Raw genomic sequence first — 18,516 nt, forward strand, 5'->3', positions numbered from 1 at the left:
CATAAATTACCGGGAAAAAATCGTTCTGTACGGCAGAACGGAAGAATCAACCGGCATAAGCAAATAACTGTATAAAAAATAACAAACCACAATGGCGATATAGATCAACGCATTCGATTTCTCATCAAATATTCTGACAAAATAAGGGACTAGGATCATTTGATACAGTCCGAAGTAAATATTAAACCTGGCAAAGATCACGTCCTTTGTGGCCAAGAGACCGAATAAAAACCCGAGAAGGCACAAATTGACGACAATATCGATTTGCGGCCACAGCTTTCGGAGACGCTCCCTGTAACAAAAGGCCAAAAACAGCGGCAGGACCAAAACAGCGATTTTGACCACATTCATTCCGTTTGTATTTGTCATCAGCCACTTTTCATAATGGCTGTATGAGCTGTTTTCAAGGACAACGACAAATACCGAAATAAATTTCTGATATAAAAAGGTCATGCCGAGAAATAAAGCTGAGAGGCCGAATATTGCCGGTGACCAGGCTTTTCTTCTGACAATAAAATAGACCGGAATCATCACCAGCGCCGAGGAGTGAAAGAGCGAACTGACCAGCACAATCAGAAAATAACGCTTCCAGTTTCCATTGATGATATAGCGAATCGCCCAAAACAAAGCGGCCGCCACCATGTATTGTCTGATTCCGTTAAAGGATGCGTAATAATGAAAGGTTCCTAAAAATAAAAAGACGCTCAGCTCAAACGGTCTTCCGTAGTCTGCCAGCGTCTTGATAATAAAGATATAGGTCACGGCCGCAACGGTCACATACATGATTTGCGGGTCCTTCGTGATGAAATTCATCAGCCATAGCAGTGCGGTAAAGCCCGGATCTGTTGCCGTTTTCGCCGTGCCGAAACCGAATATCTGCCAAATATTTTGATAGTCTCCTGCCATTTGATACAGCAGCGTATACGTCTGAAAATCTGTACCGACCCTGTAACGCAGGCCCGAAACAAGCACAAGTGAGGCAAGCGGAATCCAAATGAGAAGCTTGTTCGGACGATAGCCGGTAGCAAGTGACTCATCCCGGCCGCCGCACATTTTAGCAAACCAAGACCAAATATATACAATTCCCATATTGACGACATACACAATCATTTTTATTGTCCTTTTTCAGTGCTAATCTGATATAAATTCATCAATGCACCCACATTTCGCCGCGCATCATAGCCAAGTTTCGCAAGGGTATCTTTCACGAGCTCCCGCTTCGGCCTGCCTGCGGCGGCCGCTCTTACAATCGTTTCAGCCCAAATGTCCATCGGCTTAGAGAGACTCACCCTTTTCACAAGTCCGAGGCCCGTGTCGACTTTTTCTGTGATCGTGTCGGAAATAATGCACGGAAGGCCCGAAGCCTGCGCTTCCACAAGCACAACAGGCAAGCCTTCGTACAGCGACGGCATGACAAATACATCAAAGGTGCGCATGAGCTCATGAATGTGTTCTTCAGTTCCTAAAAAGAGGACATCTGAAAGCAAATTCAGCCGCCGCGCTTCCTCCTCCATCTGCTCCCGCAGCGGTCCGTCTCCTGCGAGAACCATCTGAAAGCGAACTCCCCGTTTTTTCAGGTGAACGGCAAGCTTCAGCAAAAACGCGTGATTTTTCACTTCATGAAATCGGGCCACATGACCAATGATCAGACGGTCAGACGCTATGCCGCGTGCTTTTTTTTCGTCATCGGCCGCCTGCCCGGCGGGAGAGAACAAATCAAGGTCGATTCCGTTCGGCAGCAGATGAACACGCTTCCGCTCCATATTTGATCGCCCGAACAAAAACCGGCCCGCATCCTCTCCGCAAGCGCACAATTCAGTCGCATAAGCCAAAATGAGGCGTCTGAACACCATCAGCTGCAGGCGGTCCTTCCAATTGAAGCCGGTCTTCCACGAGGTGTTATGGGAATGGCATACTCTGACCTGCACCCCGGCTAGCCTTGCCGCAAGCGCGATAAAGCCGGTTTGAAAATCTGTGTGCGCATGAACCGCGCTGAACGGCCCGTTTTCTTTTATTGTGTTTCTTACATTCTTCACAAATGTGAGGGGATTGCTTTGTCCGATACTCGGGACATAAAAAAGCCGCCCGCCTAGCGATAAAATTTCTTCATCATAAGCGCACGGATCATTTCGATAGGTTAAAAAATCAAATTGCACCTTGCTTCTATCCATTTTCCGATATAAATTCATGACCATGGTTTCCGCGCCGCCCCTGTTCATGCCACTGAAAACATGGAGCACGCGCTGCTGGCTGTTATTCATGCTTCACAAGCCCTTCCTTCTGATTCATCACTCTTTTTTTATGGTAACGATTCATCACAGCAGGAGGCATAAACGCGCGAATGAGCGGTTTTGCGATATAGATGTAAGCGGAAAAAGGAAGCTTCAGGCGTCTGCATGCCTGGTACACAAGAATAGCGTTGTCGATTGAATAGGTAAAAGACCGCCTCTTGAATGCGTCGCTGTCTTCCCTTACTTTATACAGCGCTTCTTGGAGGTTATAGCCTCGGAAGCCCTCTCCAAAAAAGCGGAGCCACAAATCGATATCCTCCATTCGTCTTGTCCGCCGCACCGAACGATAGCCTTTCAGCGTACGGTAAGCGCTGGCTCTCATCATGATTGTCCCATGACAAAACGGCGTCCCTTTCGCCATGATGGCCGGCTCCGGAACAGAAGGCAGCATCCGTGTGCCCCTTACGCCAAATTCATCAAACACTAGCATGCCGGTGCCGACCACCTGGTAGTGCCGATGCTTTTCTAAAAAGGCAACCTGCTTCTCCAGACGGCGCGGAAAGGACAGATCATCTCCGTCCTGACGGGCGATATACTCGCCTGTCGCATAAGAAAGACAGTGATTTAACGAAGCGGCCAGCCGCTTGTTTGTTTGATTGTGAATCAGCTTGATGCGGTCGCTGTAATGAGCGGCATACTGCTTCGCAATACGGAGCGTGCCGTCTGTTGACGCATCATCGCACATAATCAGCTCCCAATTTTTATAGGATTGGCTGAGAATGGATTCAATGCTTTCCGCCAAAGTGCGTTCACAATTATAAATGCCCATAATGACAGAAACTTTCGGTCCTGAATTCATACGCTTTTCTCCTTTTTATCCATATCCATGTACACGGAATAAATATCTGCCATTTCTTCTACCGTTCGCGCTTCCGAAAAGCGCAAGGCTGTTTGGCGGCCTTCCTGTCCGAGTGTTCTCCGCAGTTCCGGCTCAAGGTAGAGCTGTTCAATCCGATCGGCAAAAGCGGCGCTGTCGCCAATTTTGATGAGAAACCCGTTTTTTCTGTCCCGGATGATTTCCCGGTGTCCGCGGTTCTCAGTAGCAATCGCCGGCTTCTCCGCCGCCATGCCCTCAAGCACATTCATGCCGAGGCCTTCTCTGATGCTGGAGGCGACAGATACATCCGCAAGCTGAATCAGCTCGTGAATATCGCGGCAAAAGCCGTAAAAGCAAACATTGCGGGAAGCTCCAAGCTTTTCAGCTAAGGCCCGATACGTTTGTTCCATCGCTCCTTCTCCGGCAAAAACAAGACGAAGCTCAGGAATCTTATCTTTCAGCAGTGCGGCAGCTTCAATTAACAGCTTCTGATTTTTGTTGAGATTCAGTTCAGCCGGATAGATCAATATAAAGTCGTCTTTTTGGAAGCCGTGCTTTTCTCTCAACCTATGCTGCTCTTCAAGGCTGACTGGCCGGAACCTGTCTGTATTAACGCCGATGCCGTGAATTTTTTCTGTCATTCCGCCCGGTCTTTGAAGCCCTTTCGCTCGTGTGTAATCTTCTTCATTTATGGTGATCAGGCAGTCTGTATAGGCAGAAAGCCATTTTTCAACCGGATAATAAAGGACCCAGTTTTTCATCGGCGCTCCGCTGCAAAAATGAAATCCGTGAGCGGTGTAGAGCACCTTTGTTCCGTTTCGTCTCGCATGCCGTGACGCAAGCCGGGCAAGAACACCGCCGACCGGCGTATGGCAATGGACGATGTCGTACTGATTGGTCTCGATCACTTTCTTCAGCTGTCTGTAAACGGCAATGTTATGAGGATGAAAGGGTGACCTTCGGATCGGAATGGAGAATTTCTCATCGACATACGGCAGCCGCGTCTGTCCGCTCGCAGCGACATGAACCTCCCAGCCCAATTGTTTAAACCATTTAAAGTAAGGAAGATGAAAGGCTTTAAAGTGATAATCGACAGTGGCACAAAATAGTATTTTTTTCGTCATCTCCACTCCCCCTAACGAACGCCGGCAGCCGTCATTTCGTTTGATGTGTCTATTGCCGCAAACAGCCGCTCTCTGAGCTCGGCTTCCGGCAGCTGATTGAAATCTTCTATAAAGCGCATCAGCAATGGCCAGTCGCCGTCCACCGCTTTGCCGATATGGATTTTCGGAAAAACTTGTTCGGCGTGAACTTCATTTTTGTTCAGCAGCTCCTCATACATTTTTTCACCCGGGCGAATGCCTGTGAACTCAATCGGAATCTGCTCTGTCGTGTAGCCCGATAAATGAATGAGATTTTTGGCGAGATCGACAATCTTCACGGGCTCGCCCATATCAAGAACAAAAATTTGGCGTCCTTTCGCCAGCGCTCCAGCTTGGATGACAAGCCGTGACGCTTCGGGAATGGTCATGAAATAGCGGGTCATCGCCGGATGTGTCACCGTAACGGGACCGCCTTTTTCAATCTGTTTCTTAAAAACCGGAATGACGCTGCCTCGGCTGCCGAGCACATTGCCAAAGCGGACAGCGACGAATTTTGTTCTGCTGAATTTCCCCAGATTCATAATAATCATTTCAGCAAAGCGTTTTGTTGCCCCCATTACATTGGCCGGGTTCACCGCTTTATCAGATGAAATGAGCACAAATGTCTCTGTCCCGCACATATCTGCCGCTTCCGCCACATTTTTTGTTCCGATAATGTTGTTTTTGACTGCCTCTTCGGGGTTGTGCTCCATTAAAGGCACATGCTTATGGGCAGCCGCATGATAGACGACGTGCGGTTCGTATTTTTTCATTAAGGTAAACATTTTGTCGCGGTCCTGCACATCCGCAATTTCTGTGTGGAACACGATGTGTTTGCCGAATCGTCCATTCAGTTCAGAATAAATAGAATGAATGCTGTTTTCCCCATGACCGAGAAGAACGATTTCCTTAGGCTGGAACGCGCTGATTTGCCGGCAGATTTCCGAGCCGATTGAACCGCCCGCTCCTGTGACGAGAACTGTTTTTTCTTTGATGCGGTTTGAAATTTCGCTTGTGTCGAGGGTTATCGGCTTTCTGCCGAGTAAATCCTCAGCCTTTACATCTCTGATTTGCCCGGCAGTGCGCGTTCCAAGCAGCATTTCATCAAAATGAGGCATGATTTTGATGTTCACCCCGGTCCGCACGCATTCTTTGTATAGCACCTGCAGTTCATGGGTACGAAGAGAAGGAATCGCAATAATAATATAGTTAATTTTGAGCTTTTGCACCGCAGGCATGATACTTTCTTTTCCGCCGATGACGGGCAGCCCCATCATTTCCAGCTTATGTTTCGTTTGATCGTCATCAATAAAAGCGACAGGTGTAATGTCGGGATCGTCTTTCTGCAGCAGCTGCCTGACCATCAGGGTTCCGCCTGATCCCGCTCCGATAATCAGTGCGCGGGCCGACGTGCTGCGTTTTTTTCTGATGCTTTCTTTTAATATTCTCGATAAAACGCGGGTCCCCCCGATGAACAGAAGCTGAAGCACCCAGCACGCCGTTAACAGCCGGAAAAACATCGTATGATACACAGCGTACTGAATGATGCCGGTCACAGCGGCTGAAATCGTAATGACCTTAAGCAGAGCGATCAGTTCGCCGAGCCCGGTGTATGTCCAGACCTGTTTATACTGACGGAACAGGATAGCACATACATGATAGCTGAGGAGCAAGCTGACAGCGGTAAGCAATAATGCTCCGGAGTCATAAAATTGATAAGAATCTTTTAAAAATTGATATCCTGCAATAACTGAATTCAAAACGAGATAAGTATCCAGCGCGATAATCATTGACAGTCTTCTCCGGTAACTCAACCTTTTCCCCCCTAATACTTTTATCGGTTTAGCTGCGGCGGTTTTCGTCATCTAAAAAACGACAGCAGCTAAACCGATAACATTTCCTATGTATATCAAATAAGTGGGCATTTAACCCGTCCTCACGCCCCGCCAGCGACGACCAGCATCTAAGGCAGCCTGTTCAAGCTTGCCCACAGCGGAGCCGAGTGCCTCCATTGATACAGGTAAGGAGACATCACCTAAAAGCACAAATTAATAGGAATAGTGTTCAGATTTTTTCATTTTCTTTTTATTTAAGAGAGCGCCTAAAAGCTTTGCATTGGATTGCTCCAGTGCGTCCTTCGCTTTCAGGACGGTATCGGTTTTTGTTTTTCCGCTTAAGACAACGAGCACGCTTCCATCTGTCTGGTTCGCTAAAATTTGAGCGTCCGCGACAGCTAAAAGCGGAGGAGAATCAAAGATCACCAGACTGAATTGGTCATAGATATCTGATATCAAATCTCCCATTGCCTTCGAGGATAACAGTTCTGCCGGATTCGGCGGCGTCGGTCCGCTTGTCAGCACATATAAGTTATCGATCGGTGTCTTTTGCACCGTTTCATTTAGAGAAGCATTGCCGACCAGCACATTTGTCAGCCCGGTCAGATTTTCAACCTGAAACGTCTGGTTAATTGTCGGTTTTCTTAAATCGGCGTCCACCAGCAGCACTTTCTTTTCCTGCTGCTGCGCAAAGACTGCCGCAAGATTCGCTGCACTGAACGATTTTCCTTCACCAGGCACAGAGGAGGTGACGAGAATGGACCGCAAGTTGGTCTGTACGGATGAAAACTCAATGTTTGTCCGAATGGTGCGATATTGTTCCGCAACAATTGATTTATGATGTAAAACGGATATTTGAGCCAAACCTCGCCTTGCTTTCTTTTTTCTAAAGACCACTCACTTCACTCCTCGAAATGTTTTATCCAACCCTGCGATTCCGTTTCTTTTTGACATCAGGGACGGAGCCTAAGCAGGGCAATCCGGTTTTCTCGCTGAGCTGCCGTGCGCTTTTGCACGTATCATCGAGAAAATGCAGAAAAAATGCCAGTGTAATGCCGCCCATCACGGCCGCCCCAAAAGCCATGACCATATTTCTCATTCGGGACGGCTTGATCATCGAGCTTTCAGAAGCCTTCGCCTCTGATAGAATATGTACGCCTTGGACATTCATTCTTTCATCTACTTCTTTTTCAAACTTGCTGACTAACGTGTTCGCAATCTTAGCCGCTCGCTCCGGGTTGTGATCCTGAACAGCAACGGTGATAATTTCTGATTCATTTTCACTGCTTGTCATCACTTTTCCTTTCAGCGAGGAAGCCGATTCAGAAAGATGCAATTCCGCCTTGACCTCTTCCATCAAGGCCGTGCTTTTTATAATGGATTGGAACGTGCTGCTGTACTGAAGATTTCGCTGGATGTCACTGAGATTCGAGTTTTCTTCACCGTCTGATTCATGAATCAGCACTTGAGTCGACGCCTGATAAGTCGGTGAAATAACCTTAAATTGCACAAAACCTGTAATAAAGGTGACGCCTATTGTGATGAGCAGAATCAGCACGAATCTATGTCTGACAATCGCGTATAATTCTTTAAAACTCATATTCTCATTCATATATTCATAGCCTTCAGCCTTCTCACGGCTGGCTTCCCAAGCCCCTTTCTGTTAATGATTGGATTATAAAAGAAAACTTTATTATTTAAAAATTGCAAAATAAGCCAATAAGTTCTCTTTAGAGAACAATATCATGATTTTCCTCTTATTTACTGCGCTTCCCTTATTATTTTAAATTTTATAAAGAACGAATAATTCCTTATAATGAACGAAATAACGACAGGAATAGAGGAGAATTTCATATTATGATTGGAAGAATTATCCGTTTGTACCGCAAAAGAAAAGGCTATTCTATTAATCAGCTGGCTATCGAGTCAGGCGTTTCTAAATCCTATTTAAGCAAGATTGAAAGAGGCGTTCATACGAATCCGTCCGTTCAATTTTTGAAAAAAGTATCAGCAACCCTGGATGTCGAATTAACAGAATTATTCGACGCTGAAACGATGATGTATCAAAAAATCAGCGGCGGAGAGGAAGAATGGCGTGTGCATCTTGTACAAGCTGTTCAAGCCGGAATGGAAAAAGAAGAATTGTTCACTTTTACGAACAAGCTAAAGAAAGAGGAGCCTGAAACCGCCTCCTACCGAAACCGAAAGCTGACAGAATCGAATATAGAAGAGTGGAAAGCGCTGATGGCGGAAGCGAGAGAAATCGGCCTGACGGTTCAGGAAGTCAAATCCTTTTTAAAAACGATGGGAAAATGAATATCAGATAAGGGCTGAGGTTCGCACCATCAGGACAAATCTGTTTATAATGGGGGAAAAAGGGAGAGAACGCTATGTCTGAATCAGTGGTCAAAACGCAATACGGCACAGTGAAAGGCATTTCAAAAAACGGTGTCCAAACATGGAAAGGCATCCCCTACGCAAAGCCGCCCGTCGGACAATTGCGCTTTAAAGCACCTGATCCGCCGGCGGCCTGGGAAGGCGTACTGGACGCAACTGCATACGGCCCGGTTTGCCCGCAGCCGCCTGATTTACTTTCATATTCATACCCTGAACTCCCCCGCCAGTCTGAGGATTGCCTGTATGTAAATGTATTTGCACCTGACACTCCGGGCAAAAATCGTCCTGTCATGGTGTGGATTCATGGCGGCACATTTTATCTCGGCGCGGGCAGTGAGCCTTTATACGACGGATCAAACCTGGCGGCTCAGGGGGATGTCATTGTCGTCACACTGAACTATCGGCTGGGGCCATTCGGCTTTTTGCATTTGTCTTCAATTGATGAAGCGTATTCCGACAACCTTGGACTGCTTGACCAAACCGCGGCTCTGAAATGGGTCAAGGACAATATCTCTGCGTTTGGCGGCGATCCGGAAAATGTAACGGTGTTTGGAGAATCAGCAGGCGGTATGAGCATTGCCGCACTGCTTGCCATGCCTGCTGCAAAAGGCCTGTTCCAGAAAGCAATCTTGGAAAGCGGCTCTTCCCGAACCATGACAGAAGAAAAAGCGGCAAGCACCGCGCATTCTTTTTTACGAATCCTTGGAATTGACCGTTACCAATTGGACAGGCTGCATACTGTGTCTGCGGAAGATTTGCTTAAAGCCGCCGACCAGCTGCGAAAAACCGAAAATGAAAATATCTTTCAGCTGTTCTTCCAGCCTGCACTTGATCCGAAAACACTGCCTGCTGAGCCGGAGAAAGCCATTGCTGAAGGGGCCGCTGACGGCATTCCGCTGTTAGTCGGAACAAATCGTGATGAAGGATATTTATTTTTCACGCCGGATTCAGAAGTTCACTCTCAGGAAACGATTGATGAAGCGCTTGAGTATCTATTGGGTCAGCCGCTGGCAAAGAAAGCGGCCGATCTGTATCCGCGCTCTCTCGAAAGCCAAATTCATATCATGACCGATTTGCTGTTTTGGCGCCCGGCCGTCGCCTGCGCCTCCGCCCAGTCCCGTTACGCACCTGTCTGGATGTACCGATTCGACTGGCATCCGGACAAGCCGCCGTACAATAAAGCGTTTCACGCCCTGGAACTGCCGTTTGTGTTCGGCAATCTAAACGGACTGAAACGAATGGTACAAGCAGACATTACGGATGAGGTCAAACAGCTCTCACACACGATACAATCAGCATGGCTTGCCTTCGCAAAAACAGGAAATCCAAGCTGCGAGGATGTACAATGGCCGGCTTATACTGAAGACAAACGAGAAACCTTGATTTTGAATTCCGAACTTTCTATTGAGCATGATCCTGATGGTGAGAAGCGGAAACAACTATTACACTCATAAGGAGAATCACATGGGGAAATCAAGCTGTATGGGTGCCGTCATCGTTGTGGCAGCGTGTATCTTTATTTTATCAGCAGTCGTTTTTTTGCGAGACACAGCTTATTACCAGCCCATTCGCTGGATTGGAATCATACTGTTTTTCCCAGGAATTGTGATGGTGCCCACATACTCAGCAAAAAGAACCCGGTAAAGAGAAGTCATTCTCTTTACCGGGTTTTTGTTTTTTTACAGTTTTCCTGCGCGAATATCGTCTGTCATTCCTTCATAAGGCGCTTTAGAAATGACTTCCTCATTATCGGCTCCCTCATTTTTCAGAAATGTAATTTCCGCAAATTCAGGCACTACGTATTTTGGATAGGTTTCATATTTTTCGCGTGATTCTTTCATCAGGTCAATGTGGTCATTTTGGTAGCAGACCGTAATTTCAGGATGTTCATGCACCCATTTTGGGAAGAAAATAATGCCGTGCATGCGTTTTTCATTCGGCATAAAGTTTAACGAAACATCTGTGCCTGTCGGCTCTGTCCAAGACACTTTATATACGCCCTCTGTCAGTTTGACAATGTTCACTTCCTGATCCCGAACCCAGCGTCCGGCAACCATTCCGCTATGAATTCTATAATCAATTGTATGGTCATTTTTAATATAAATCTCGTATTCCCAACCGTTTTCATAAGTATAAATCATGTGGCTTCCGATAAAGTTTTCCATATTTCACACTCTCCTTAGTCTTTTACTCTACTTCATAAATATCTAATCGAACGTAATCAGGGGTTCTTTCTGCGGAACCGATAAACAAGCGGTCATGCAGCCATTGATAGGTTTCACTGCCTGTCTCAAAAGTCGGCAACGTGCGGAAATAAACATGCTCGGTGTCAATCATTTCACCGGCAGCTGCTTGTGTTCGGAACGGCTCGCTGACTTGCCGTATTCCATTGTTTTCAATGTAAATCAGTTCATGATCTGCTGTTTCTATGACATATCTGGCAGATAAATCTGTTCTGCCGTCAGCGCGAATGATTTGCAAATCAGCTCCGCCCGGCAAAATACGTCCTTCCACTTCCCCGGTTATTGTTCCCGATCGAATCGGAATCCAACGTCTCAGCCCTAAGCCTGTCTCACCAATGGTGATCGGAGGATCAACCTTCATGTCTAGAGAGACGAATTTCTTTAAAACTGGCTTCTTCATAAGCACCACCTGACCTTCAGAAGAGATCATGTAACTATTTACATGTTTACTTTAACAACATTGCATGAGGCTGTCAAACGATAAGAACACAAAAAAACAAGAGCCGATTACATACAGCCCTTGTTGAATGGTTCGTTTTGATAGGCAAGATACGTGCTGACCGTGCTTTTTGCGAGACAATCAGAGGAATCGATAATCGGGATATCACCGTGAAAATGATCTAACACCGTGTTCAAATCTGTGCAAGCCGAAATGATGAGATCCGCTCTTTTACTGATTTCCAAATATAGCTCCCGCCATATGTCCTGAGTCTTGTGAACATGATTCGGCTGTTTGATCGCGGCGATGAGCTGATTGACTTCCCGCTGCCAATGTTTCTCATGAATAAACTCATGTCCGCCCGCCTTCAACCCTTTTTGATAAATACAGGATTGTATGGTTGAATCTGTTCCTAAAACAGCCACTTTTTGTGCTGAATCCGGAAGCTCCTTCACTGTTTCCTCAATGATATGTAACAAAGGAATCGACAATGCCTGCTGGATGTCTTCAAAATAGGCATGCGCCGTATTACAAGGAAGAGAAATAAAGTCCGCACCGGTCTTCTCCAGCTTGACGGCTCCATCAATAATCGCTTTTTTCATTTCATCATGATCGATTGGACGATCGACATAAAAGGGTGTCGGACAGGAATAAATCATCATCTGCGGGTAGTCGATATCATGTGAAGCGCCATACAGCTTCTGACAGTAATCAATGACCTTATCTAAAAACGGAGAGGTCGATTTTGGCCCCATTCCAGCTAATATGCCAATCATCAAATTCATTCCTTTCTATCCGTCCGGACCGCTTCTTCCTCTGTTCCGTCCTGATAAATGATAAAGCTCTTCGCAGCACCATCCCCTAACATAAATTCAACTTCAACAGGCAATGATTGGATAAAGAAACGGGTTTCCGAGGAAGGAAATAATTCAAACCTCATCTGTCCGGTAATTTGCAGATAAAGCCGCTCGTTCTCGGCTGTCACCGTCGCAGCTGTCCCATCATGAATGGAGTAGCTGCCAACATAGCGGCTGTAAATCGCTGTATCAATGTCTTTTTTCTTTTTATCAGCAGGACGTTCCGGGATTTCATATGGCTGGTCAAATAAAATATTCTCCGCCGCCTTCAGAATCGCTTGTTCATATTCGGCATCCTGTTCCATATTGCTCAAATAGATCAGCGTTTTACGATGGTCTATATATCGGATCATCATCGTCGAATAGCCGGGCCAGCCTCCGCTATGGCTGACAATTCGTCCTTTTTCAGGGCTGTTTTGCAGCACCCAGCCAAATCCGTAGTCAACCGTTTCCCCATTGTTCAGTTGTACAGGAGAAAACGCGGCTTCCTTAGAAACCTCGCTGATCAATTTGTCCTGATATAAAGCCTGATCAAACCGAAATAAATCGCTTGTGACAGAATTCACTGTACCGTCTCCCTGTATTCCATCCAGATACACAACATAGCTGGTTTCCTCCAGATCATCAGGAAGAACGTACTGTCCGGAATGCACATCATACACATATCCATACGCATAGCCTTCAATCTGCTCAGGACGCAGCCTCCTGTTATATACTCTCGTGTTCGCCATGCTGACCGGGGTGAAAATATGCTGTTTCAAATAATCCGCATAGCTTATGCCGGATGCCTTCTCGATCAAAACTGCCAGCAACACATACCCCGTATTGCTGTACAGCCAGCCTTCATTCGGAGCAAAATAGCAAGGAGGCTGCTCATTCATCAGCATATCCACTACATCCTGATTCACTGCGATCCTGCTTTTATCCCAATTGACAAAAAACCACTCTATATATTCCGGAAGCCCGGATGTATGGTTCAATAAGTGCCGAATCGTAACGCCCTCATAAGGAAATCCGGGAATCCAGCGCTCCACCATATCCTCATAACCAAGCATCCCTTTCTCCTCCAATAGAACAACTGCCATTGCTGTAAAAGGCTTTGATAGTGATGCCAGCTCAAACAAAGAATTCTCTTGCAAAAGCCGTTTTCCCGGCAAATCCGCATAACCGAAAGCGTGATGATATAATATGTCGCCATCCTCTGCGGCTAAAACCGCCCCGTTGAAATGTTTTCTTTCACCTAATGTTTCAAATAAAGTCTTAAGTTCCTTCCTTTTCTTCTGCTTCATTGCTCCACCTCCCCTTTTTCATACGATACTGAGCTATTAATGTTTCGATTATTTTGAAAATATAAAAAAAGCTGATCAATCCTCTAGCAGGAAAAATCAACTTTAGATTTACATTGAATCAAAATCTCTTTTTTACGCAGTCGGAGAAGGAACTCTGGCGGCTGCAAAACGGGTTCTCGGAGTCGCTTGAATGAATCCGGCGGCAGTACTTCTCATTGCAACTGTCACCGTATCTCCGGCGTTTAACTGAAGAATTTCCGTAATGGCTACGACTGCCGGAAGATTTCCTGCTTGAAATTGGCTATTTCCGCCTATCACATCTTGATTCACGAGAAATACGACTTCTAAGTTGAAGTCAACAATCGCATTCGTTTGAAACTCAACTGATGCATTTAAAGAATATACGCCTGCTGTTCTCGGTGAAAATGTAGATGTGTTGGGGTTATATTCATTCGCCAAATCAAATTGTACATTTTGAAATCGAACTCCGCTAGCTGCATTTGCAGCCACTGACAGATTCGCATTGCTGGTGGCTCTGAAAGCAGAAATAGGCTGGTTCGTATCTGATGTAATTGGTGCGAAGAGCTGGTTTTGTTGAGTGGATGGGGTATTTCCATTTCTGCCTTGCATGACACTTGGTGATAAAAGAGGTTCCGGTCGATCGTTTCTCTTAATCCATTTAGTTGGCCTGGGCGGCATTGACTTATTCCTCCTTATACGTTTTCTTTCGCTTCTATCATTTGTTTGCTTTCGCAATACATTATTATATTGATCCTTACAAGCTTTGAAACGGTATCTGCCCGACTAAACTCAAAACAAAAATGAAAGCTTCTAGTTCCGAAACGGATTACCGCTTCTATTACAAGACCATAAAAAAGATAGAAGATCAATCCACATTTTAAATTGCGATTACGAGAATTACCAATGGCAATATCGTTTGGTATCCCCTACCTGGGGTACAGCCATCATCATCACCGCGATGAGAGCCACAAAAAAGCCGGGAGACCATCCTCCCGGCTTTTCCAGCTTATTTACCTGTTTCCGCAAAGCGCTTGAGCCGCTCGCCGATTTCGTCACGAACTCGCTGAAAGAACACCCATTTTTCCGCTTCCGATCCTTCCGCTTTTGCAGGGTCATCAAAGCCCCAGTGCTCGCGCTTGACGTGAGGCGGCGTCATCGGGCATTTATCAGCCGCGTCCCCGCAAAGCGTCACGACAAGATCAGCACTGTTTAAAATAGCCGGATCGATGATATCTGATGTTTGGCCGGAGATGTCAATCCCCGCTTCCTTCATCGCTTTTACAGCATTCGGATTGAGCCCGTGCGCTTCGATTCCCGCGCTGTATACATTCCATTCATCTTCTAGATATTGTTTCGCCCAGCCTTCAGCCATTTGGCTGCGGCAGGAGTTGCCCGTGCATAAAAAGCAGATGGTTTTTTTAGACATGTTTGTTCATCTCCCAGATGTTTTAGTGAATGATCAATAACCAGATATAAAGGCCAAAAAGAGTCATCAGCAGGGTCGGAACCGTCAGGATCACCCCTGTTTTCACGTATGTCCCCCAAGAGATTTTCACTCCTTTTTGGGCGAGAACATGAAGCCATAACAGCGTCGCCAGCGACCCAATCGGCGTGATTTTTGGCCCCAGATCAGAACCGATGACATTTGCATAAATTAAGGCTTCTTTCATCATTCCATGTGTATCTGTACCGGCTATCGCAATAGCATCAATCATGACGGTCGGCATGTTATTCATTATCGATGATAAAATAGCCGCGATAAAGCCCATTCCAATGGTTCCCGCCAATAGCCCCTGATCTGCGGCTGCCTGTATAAGGCTGGACAGAAGGTCTGTTAAGCCGGCGTTTCTTAACCCGTACACGACGACATACATCCCAATGGAAAAAAACACAATCGCCCACGGTGCCCCTTTGACCACCTGCTTCGTATGAACGGCCGGGCTGTTCTTCGCCATAATAAGAAAGAAAACAGCCACCGCACCGGCGATAAAGGATACGGGGATGGACCATATCTCGCTTACAAAATAACCGATTAATAACATGCCCAGCACAAGCCATGACATACGAAACATGTTTATATCTTTAATGGCGTCAGCCGGTTTCTTCACCTGACTGAGATCATAATGTTTCGGAATCCCTTTTCTGAAAAATAAGTATAAGACGAGTATACTTGCCGCAAGCGAAAAGAGATTCGGGACAATCATCCGTGCCGCATATTCAATGAACCCGACGTGAAAGAAATCGGCCGACACGATATTCACCAAATTGCTGACCACAAGCGGAAGCGATGTTGTATCAGCGATAAACCCGCTCGCGATAATGAATGGGAACACCAGCTTTTCTTCAAAACGCAAAGCCCGCATCATCGCAAGCACAATTGGCGTTAAAATAAGCGCCGCACCGTCATTGGCAAAAAACGCCGCCACGACGGCGCCTAAAACGGAAATATAAATAAACATACGCAGGCCGCTGCCTTTAGCCGCCTTCGCCATATGCAAAGCAGCCCATTCGAAAAAGCCAATGTGGTCTAAAATGAGCGAGATGAGAATGATCGCCACAAACGCCAGAGTCGCATTCCATACAATGCCGGTAACGTCCGCCACATCCTTTACGCTCACAACCCCCGCAAGCAAAGCCAAAACCGCTCCCCCGCAGGCTGACCAGCCAATAGACAGATTTTTCGGCTGCCAAATAACAAAAATAAGTGTAAGGATAAAGATAATTGCTGCTAAAACTGCTGAACTCAAACGAGAACCTCCTACTTACAAGAAACTTGAGTTTCTTTTTTCTGAATAGACTGCAACACGTCATCATCTGAGCTGATGTGACCGAGAATCGATTGAATCAATCCATATTCAGGACAAGCCGAATTAATTGAATAAAACCGCCACTGTCCCTTTTTCTCTTCCTTCACAAATCCAGCCTGTTTCAGCTTCCGTAAATGCTGGCTGATAGCTGGCTGGCTCATGTCAAACATATCGACAAACTGGCAGACACAGTATGTTTTTTCCTCCAGCAGCTTCATGATCAAAAGCCTGGTTTGATCATGAAGAAGCTTCAGGCAGTGACTGATTTCAGCAGATGTCAAGGCATGCTTCATGAAAGCATCAGCTCCCTTCCGCGTTCATTGTATAACTCACCGATTATATAAGTCAATGCTTATATCATAGAAGAAAAAGGATCACCGTTTAAAATCTTTTTTTATTATCATTCCTTCCCTTATGAAGCTAAAATGGCTTTATTTATACTGTCACATATTGTGAATGATTTATGAATTTACATTTCTTTATCACTTTTGTGTTGTTCGGATAGGCCTGATAAAAAGGAACTTTGTGCCCATGCGAAAGCTTGTTATAACCTATAGAAGATGTAAAGAAACAATCAGCCGGATTAGTCCATAAGACCTGTACTCTTAAATTTTTTTTATTCATTTTCTATCAAACAAAAGAGGAAAATAGACCCGTTGAAATAAGATTCAGTGTCTAATAGAATAATGTCGAAAAGCAAATTACGCAGGTTTGTTACTGATAAAGCAGGCAAGACCTAAAATGTGTTAAGGGCAAAGTGTATTCTTTGACGTCATCCCTTTACATATTTTAGGTCTTTTTTTATTGCACGTAATCGACTTGCCATTATCAACAGGAGGGCTGGAAGAAAGCAGACCGCTAACACAGTACATAAAAAAGGAGACAAGAACGATGAACATCAAAAAGTTTGCCAAACAAGCAACAGTATTAACCTTTACAACCGCACTGCTGGCAGGAGGCGCGACTCAAGCGTTTGCGAAAGAAGCAGATCACAAACCGTATAAAGAAACGTACGGCATTTCCCATATTACCCGCCACGACATGCTGCAAATCCCTGAACAGCAAAAGAATGAAAAATATCAGGTGCCTGAATTTGACCAATCGAAGATTAAAAACATCTCTTCCGCAAAAGGCTTGGACGTGTGGGACAGCTGGCCATTGCAAAACGCTGACGGCACAGTCGCAAACTACCATGGCTACCATGTTGTCTTTGCATTAGCCGGAGACCCTAAAAACGCGGATGACACATCGATTTACATGTTCTATCAAAAAGTTGGCGAGACTTCCATTGACAGCTGGAAGAACGCAGGCCGTGTCTTTAAAGACAGTGACAAGTTTGATGCAAATGATCCCATCTTAAAAGATCAGACACAAGAATGGTCAGGATCAGCTACATTTACATCTGACGGCAAAATCCGTTTATTCTACACTGACTTTTCCGGTAAACATTACGGCAAACAAACACTGACAACTGCACAGGTTAACGTATCAACTTCAGACAGTTCTCTTACGATTAACGGTGTAGAAGATCACAAGTCCATTTTTGATGGCGACGGCAAAACATATCAAAATGTTCAGCAATTCATTGATGAGGGCAACTATAGTTCAGGCGATAACCATACGCTGAGAGACCCTCACTATGTGGAAGATCACGGCCGCAAATACCTAGTATTTGAAGCGAACACAGGAACTGAAGACGGCTACCAAGGCGAAGAATCTTTATTCAACAAAGCTTACTATGGCAAAAGCACATCATTCTTCCGTCAAGAAAGTCAAAAACTTCTGCAAAGCGATAAAAAACGCACTGCTGAATTAGCTAACGGCGCACTTGGCATAATTGAGCTTAACGATGACTACACACTGAAGAAAGTCATGAAGCCGCTGATCACATCTAACACAGTAACTGACGAAATCGAACGTGCGAATGTCTTCAAAATGAATGGCAAATGGTATCTGTTCACTGACTCTAGAGGATCAAAAATGACAATCGACGGCATTACATCTAACGATATTTACATGCTGGGTTATGTCTCTAACTCCTTAACAGGCCCGTACAAGCCGCTGAACAAAACCGGCCTTGTGCTGAAAATGGATCTTGATCCTAACGATGTGACCTTTACTTACTCACACTTTGCCGTACCGCAAGCTGAAGGAAACAATGTCGTGATTACAAGCTACATGACTAACAGAGGCTTCTATGCAGACAAACAGGCAACGTTTGCGCCAAGCTTCTTACTGAACATCAAAGGCAAAAAGACATCTGTTGTGAAAAACAGCATCCTTGAACAAGGACAATTAACAGTTAACAAATAAAAACGCAAAAGAAAATGCCGATATCCTATTGGCATTTTCTTTTATTTCTTATCAACATCATAAAG

At 45.5% G+C, this 18,516-nt stretch carries 18 protein-coding genes and 1 pseudogene; 4 read left to right on the plus strand and 15 right to left on the minus strand.

The window, feature by feature from the left end; genetic code table 11:
• Window positions 1-6: 6 nt before the first annotated feature.
• From epsG to NYE43_RS18010, 7 genes are all read right to left on the minus strand, one after another.
• Window positions 7-1,110 carry a biofilm exopolysaccharide biosynthesis protein EpsG gene (gene epsG / locus NYE43_RS17980; RefSeq protein WP_024122931.1) on the minus strand — a complete coding sequence of 368 codons (1,104 nt, stop codon included), beginning with the start codon at window positions 1,108-1,110 and terminating at the stop codon, window positions 7-9.
• A gap of 2 nt (window positions 1,111-1,112) precedes the next feature.
• The gene (locus NYE43_RS17985; protein WP_198098040.1) at window positions 1,113-2,261 is read right to left on the minus strand and encodes a glycosyltransferase family 1 protein; all 1,149 of its coding nucleotides are present in this window, start codon (window positions 2,259-2,261) and stop codon (window positions 1,113-1,115) included.
• Window positions 2,254-3,090 carry a glycosyltransferase EpsE gene (epsE, locus tag NYE43_RS17990; protein WP_024122933.1) on the minus strand — a complete coding sequence of 279 codons (837 nt, stop codon included), beginning with the start codon at window positions 3,088-3,090 and terminating at the stop codon, window positions 2,254-2,256. The genes NYE43_RS17985 and epsE overlap by 8 nt, the downstream gene beginning before the upstream one ends.
• The gene (locus tag NYE43_RS17995; protein ID WP_268497325.1) at window positions 3,087-4,232 is read right to left on the minus strand and encodes a glycosyltransferase family 4 protein; all 1,146 of its coding nucleotides are present in this window, start codon (window positions 4,230-4,232) and stop codon (window positions 3,087-3,089) included. The genes epsE and NYE43_RS17995 overlap by 4 nt, the downstream gene beginning before the upstream one ends.
• Before the next feature lie 11 nt (window positions 4,233-4,243).
• Window positions 4,244-6,064, minus strand: a complete 1,821-nt coding sequence (locus NYE43_RS18000; protein ID WP_174754434.1) for a polysaccharide biosynthesis protein — start codon at window positions 6,062-6,064, stop codon at window positions 4,244-4,246.
• Window positions 6,065-6,298: 234 nt separating this feature from the next.
• Window positions 6,299-6,982, minus strand: coding sequence for a protein tyrosine kinase EpsB (gene epsB / locus NYE43_RS18005; RefSeq protein ID WP_024122936.1), 684 nt, complete (start codon window positions 6,980-6,982; stop codon window positions 6,299-6,301).
• A 22-nt stretch (window positions 6,983-7,004) separates the two neighbouring features.
• The gene (locus NYE43_RS18010) at window positions 7,005-7,697 is read right to left on the minus strand and encodes a YveK family protein (protein ID WP_024122937.1); all 693 of its coding nucleotides are present in this window, start codon (window positions 7,695-7,697) and stop codon (window positions 7,005-7,007) included.
• Between the two features lie 245 nt (window positions 7,698-7,942).
• Here NYE43_RS18010 and slrR point away from each other — a divergent pair, with 245 nt between their 5' ends.
• The 3 genes and pseudogenes from slrR to NYE43_RS18025 all read left to right on the plus strand — a co-directional run.
• On the plus strand, window positions 7,943-8,401 hold the full coding sequence (gene slrR, locus NYE43_RS18015) for an HTH-type transcriptional regulator SlrR (protein ID WP_101859908.1): 459 nt from the start codon (window positions 7,943-7,945) through the stop codon (window positions 8,399-8,401).
• Window positions 8,402-8,475: 74 nt separating this feature from the next.
• Window positions 8,476-9,936 carry a carboxylesterase/lipase family protein gene (locus NYE43_RS18020; protein WP_101859907.1) on the plus strand — a complete coding sequence of 487 codons (1,461 nt, stop codon included), beginning with the start codon at window positions 8,476-8,478 and terminating at the stop codon, window positions 9,934-9,936.
• 10 nt (window positions 9,937-9,946) lie between these two features.
• Window positions 9,947-10,133: pseudogene (locus NYE43_RS18025) on the plus strand (hypothetical protein); the annotation flags it as partial.
• Window positions 10,134-10,161: 28 nt separating this feature from the next.
• Here NYE43_RS18025 and padC read toward each other — a convergent pair.
• From padC to NYE43_RS18065, 8 genes are all read right to left on the minus strand, one after another.
• Entirely contained in the window at window positions 10,162-10,647 is a 486-nt protein-coding gene (gene padC, locus NYE43_RS18030) for a phenolic acid decarboxylase (protein WP_003235304.1), read from the minus strand.
• A gap of 22 nt (window positions 10,648-10,669) precedes the next feature.
• Complete coding sequence (locus NYE43_RS18035; RefSeq protein WP_185848586.1) at window positions 10,670-11,125, minus strand: DUF3237 domain-containing protein; 456 nt, start codon at window positions 11,123-11,125, stop codon at window positions 10,670-10,672.
• A 107-nt stretch (window positions 11,126-11,232) separates the two neighbouring features.
• Complete coding sequence (locus tag NYE43_RS18040; protein WP_044159244.1) at window positions 11,233-11,940, minus strand: aspartate/glutamate racemase family protein; 708 nt, start codon at window positions 11,938-11,940, stop codon at window positions 11,233-11,235.
• Window positions 11,941-11,945: 5 nt separating this feature from the next.
• Complete coding sequence (locus NYE43_RS18045) at window positions 11,946-13,310, minus strand: serine hydrolase (protein WP_101859905.1); 1,365 nt, start codon at window positions 13,308-13,310, stop codon at window positions 11,946-11,948.
• Between the two features lie 132 nt (window positions 13,311-13,442).
• Window positions 13,443-14,009 carry a C1q-like domain-containing protein gene (locus NYE43_RS18050; protein ID WP_024122943.1) on the minus strand — a complete coding sequence of 189 codons (567 nt, stop codon included), beginning with the start codon at window positions 14,007-14,009 and terminating at the stop codon, window positions 13,443-13,445.
• Window positions 14,010-14,337: 328 nt separating this feature from the next.
• The gene (arsC, locus tag NYE43_RS18055; RefSeq protein WP_185848585.1) at window positions 14,338-14,757 is read right to left on the minus strand and encodes an arsenate reductase (thioredoxin); all 420 of its coding nucleotides are present in this window, start codon (window positions 14,755-14,757) and stop codon (window positions 14,338-14,340) included.
• Window positions 14,758-14,779: 22 nt separating this feature from the next.
• A complete protein-coding gene (locus tag NYE43_RS18060) occupies window positions 14,780-16,078 on the minus strand; it encodes an arsenic transporter (RefSeq protein WP_185848584.1) in 1,299 nt (432 codons plus the stop codon).
• Window positions 16,079-16,089: 11 nt separating this feature from the next.
• Window positions 16,090-16,431 carry an ArsR/SmtB family transcription factor gene (locus tag NYE43_RS18065; protein ID WP_105990931.1) on the minus strand — a complete coding sequence of 114 codons (342 nt, stop codon included), beginning with the start codon at window positions 16,429-16,431 and terminating at the stop codon, window positions 16,090-16,092.
• A gap of 598 nt (window positions 16,432-17,029) precedes the next feature.
• Between NYE43_RS18065 and sacB the strand changes: the two genes are divergently transcribed.
• Window positions 17,030-18,451, plus strand: coding sequence for a levansucrase (sacB, locus tag NYE43_RS18070; RefSeq protein WP_341062299.1), 1,422 nt, complete (start codon window positions 17,030-17,032; stop codon window positions 18,449-18,451).
• The last annotated feature ends 65 nt before the right edge of the window (window positions 18,452-18,516 follow it).

Origin of the sequence: Bacillus sp. FSL R5-0434 (assembly GCF_038004745.1) — a bacterium.
Taxonomy (GTDB): Bacteria; Bacillota; Bacilli; order Bacillales; family Bacillaceae; genus Bacillus; species Bacillus halotolerans.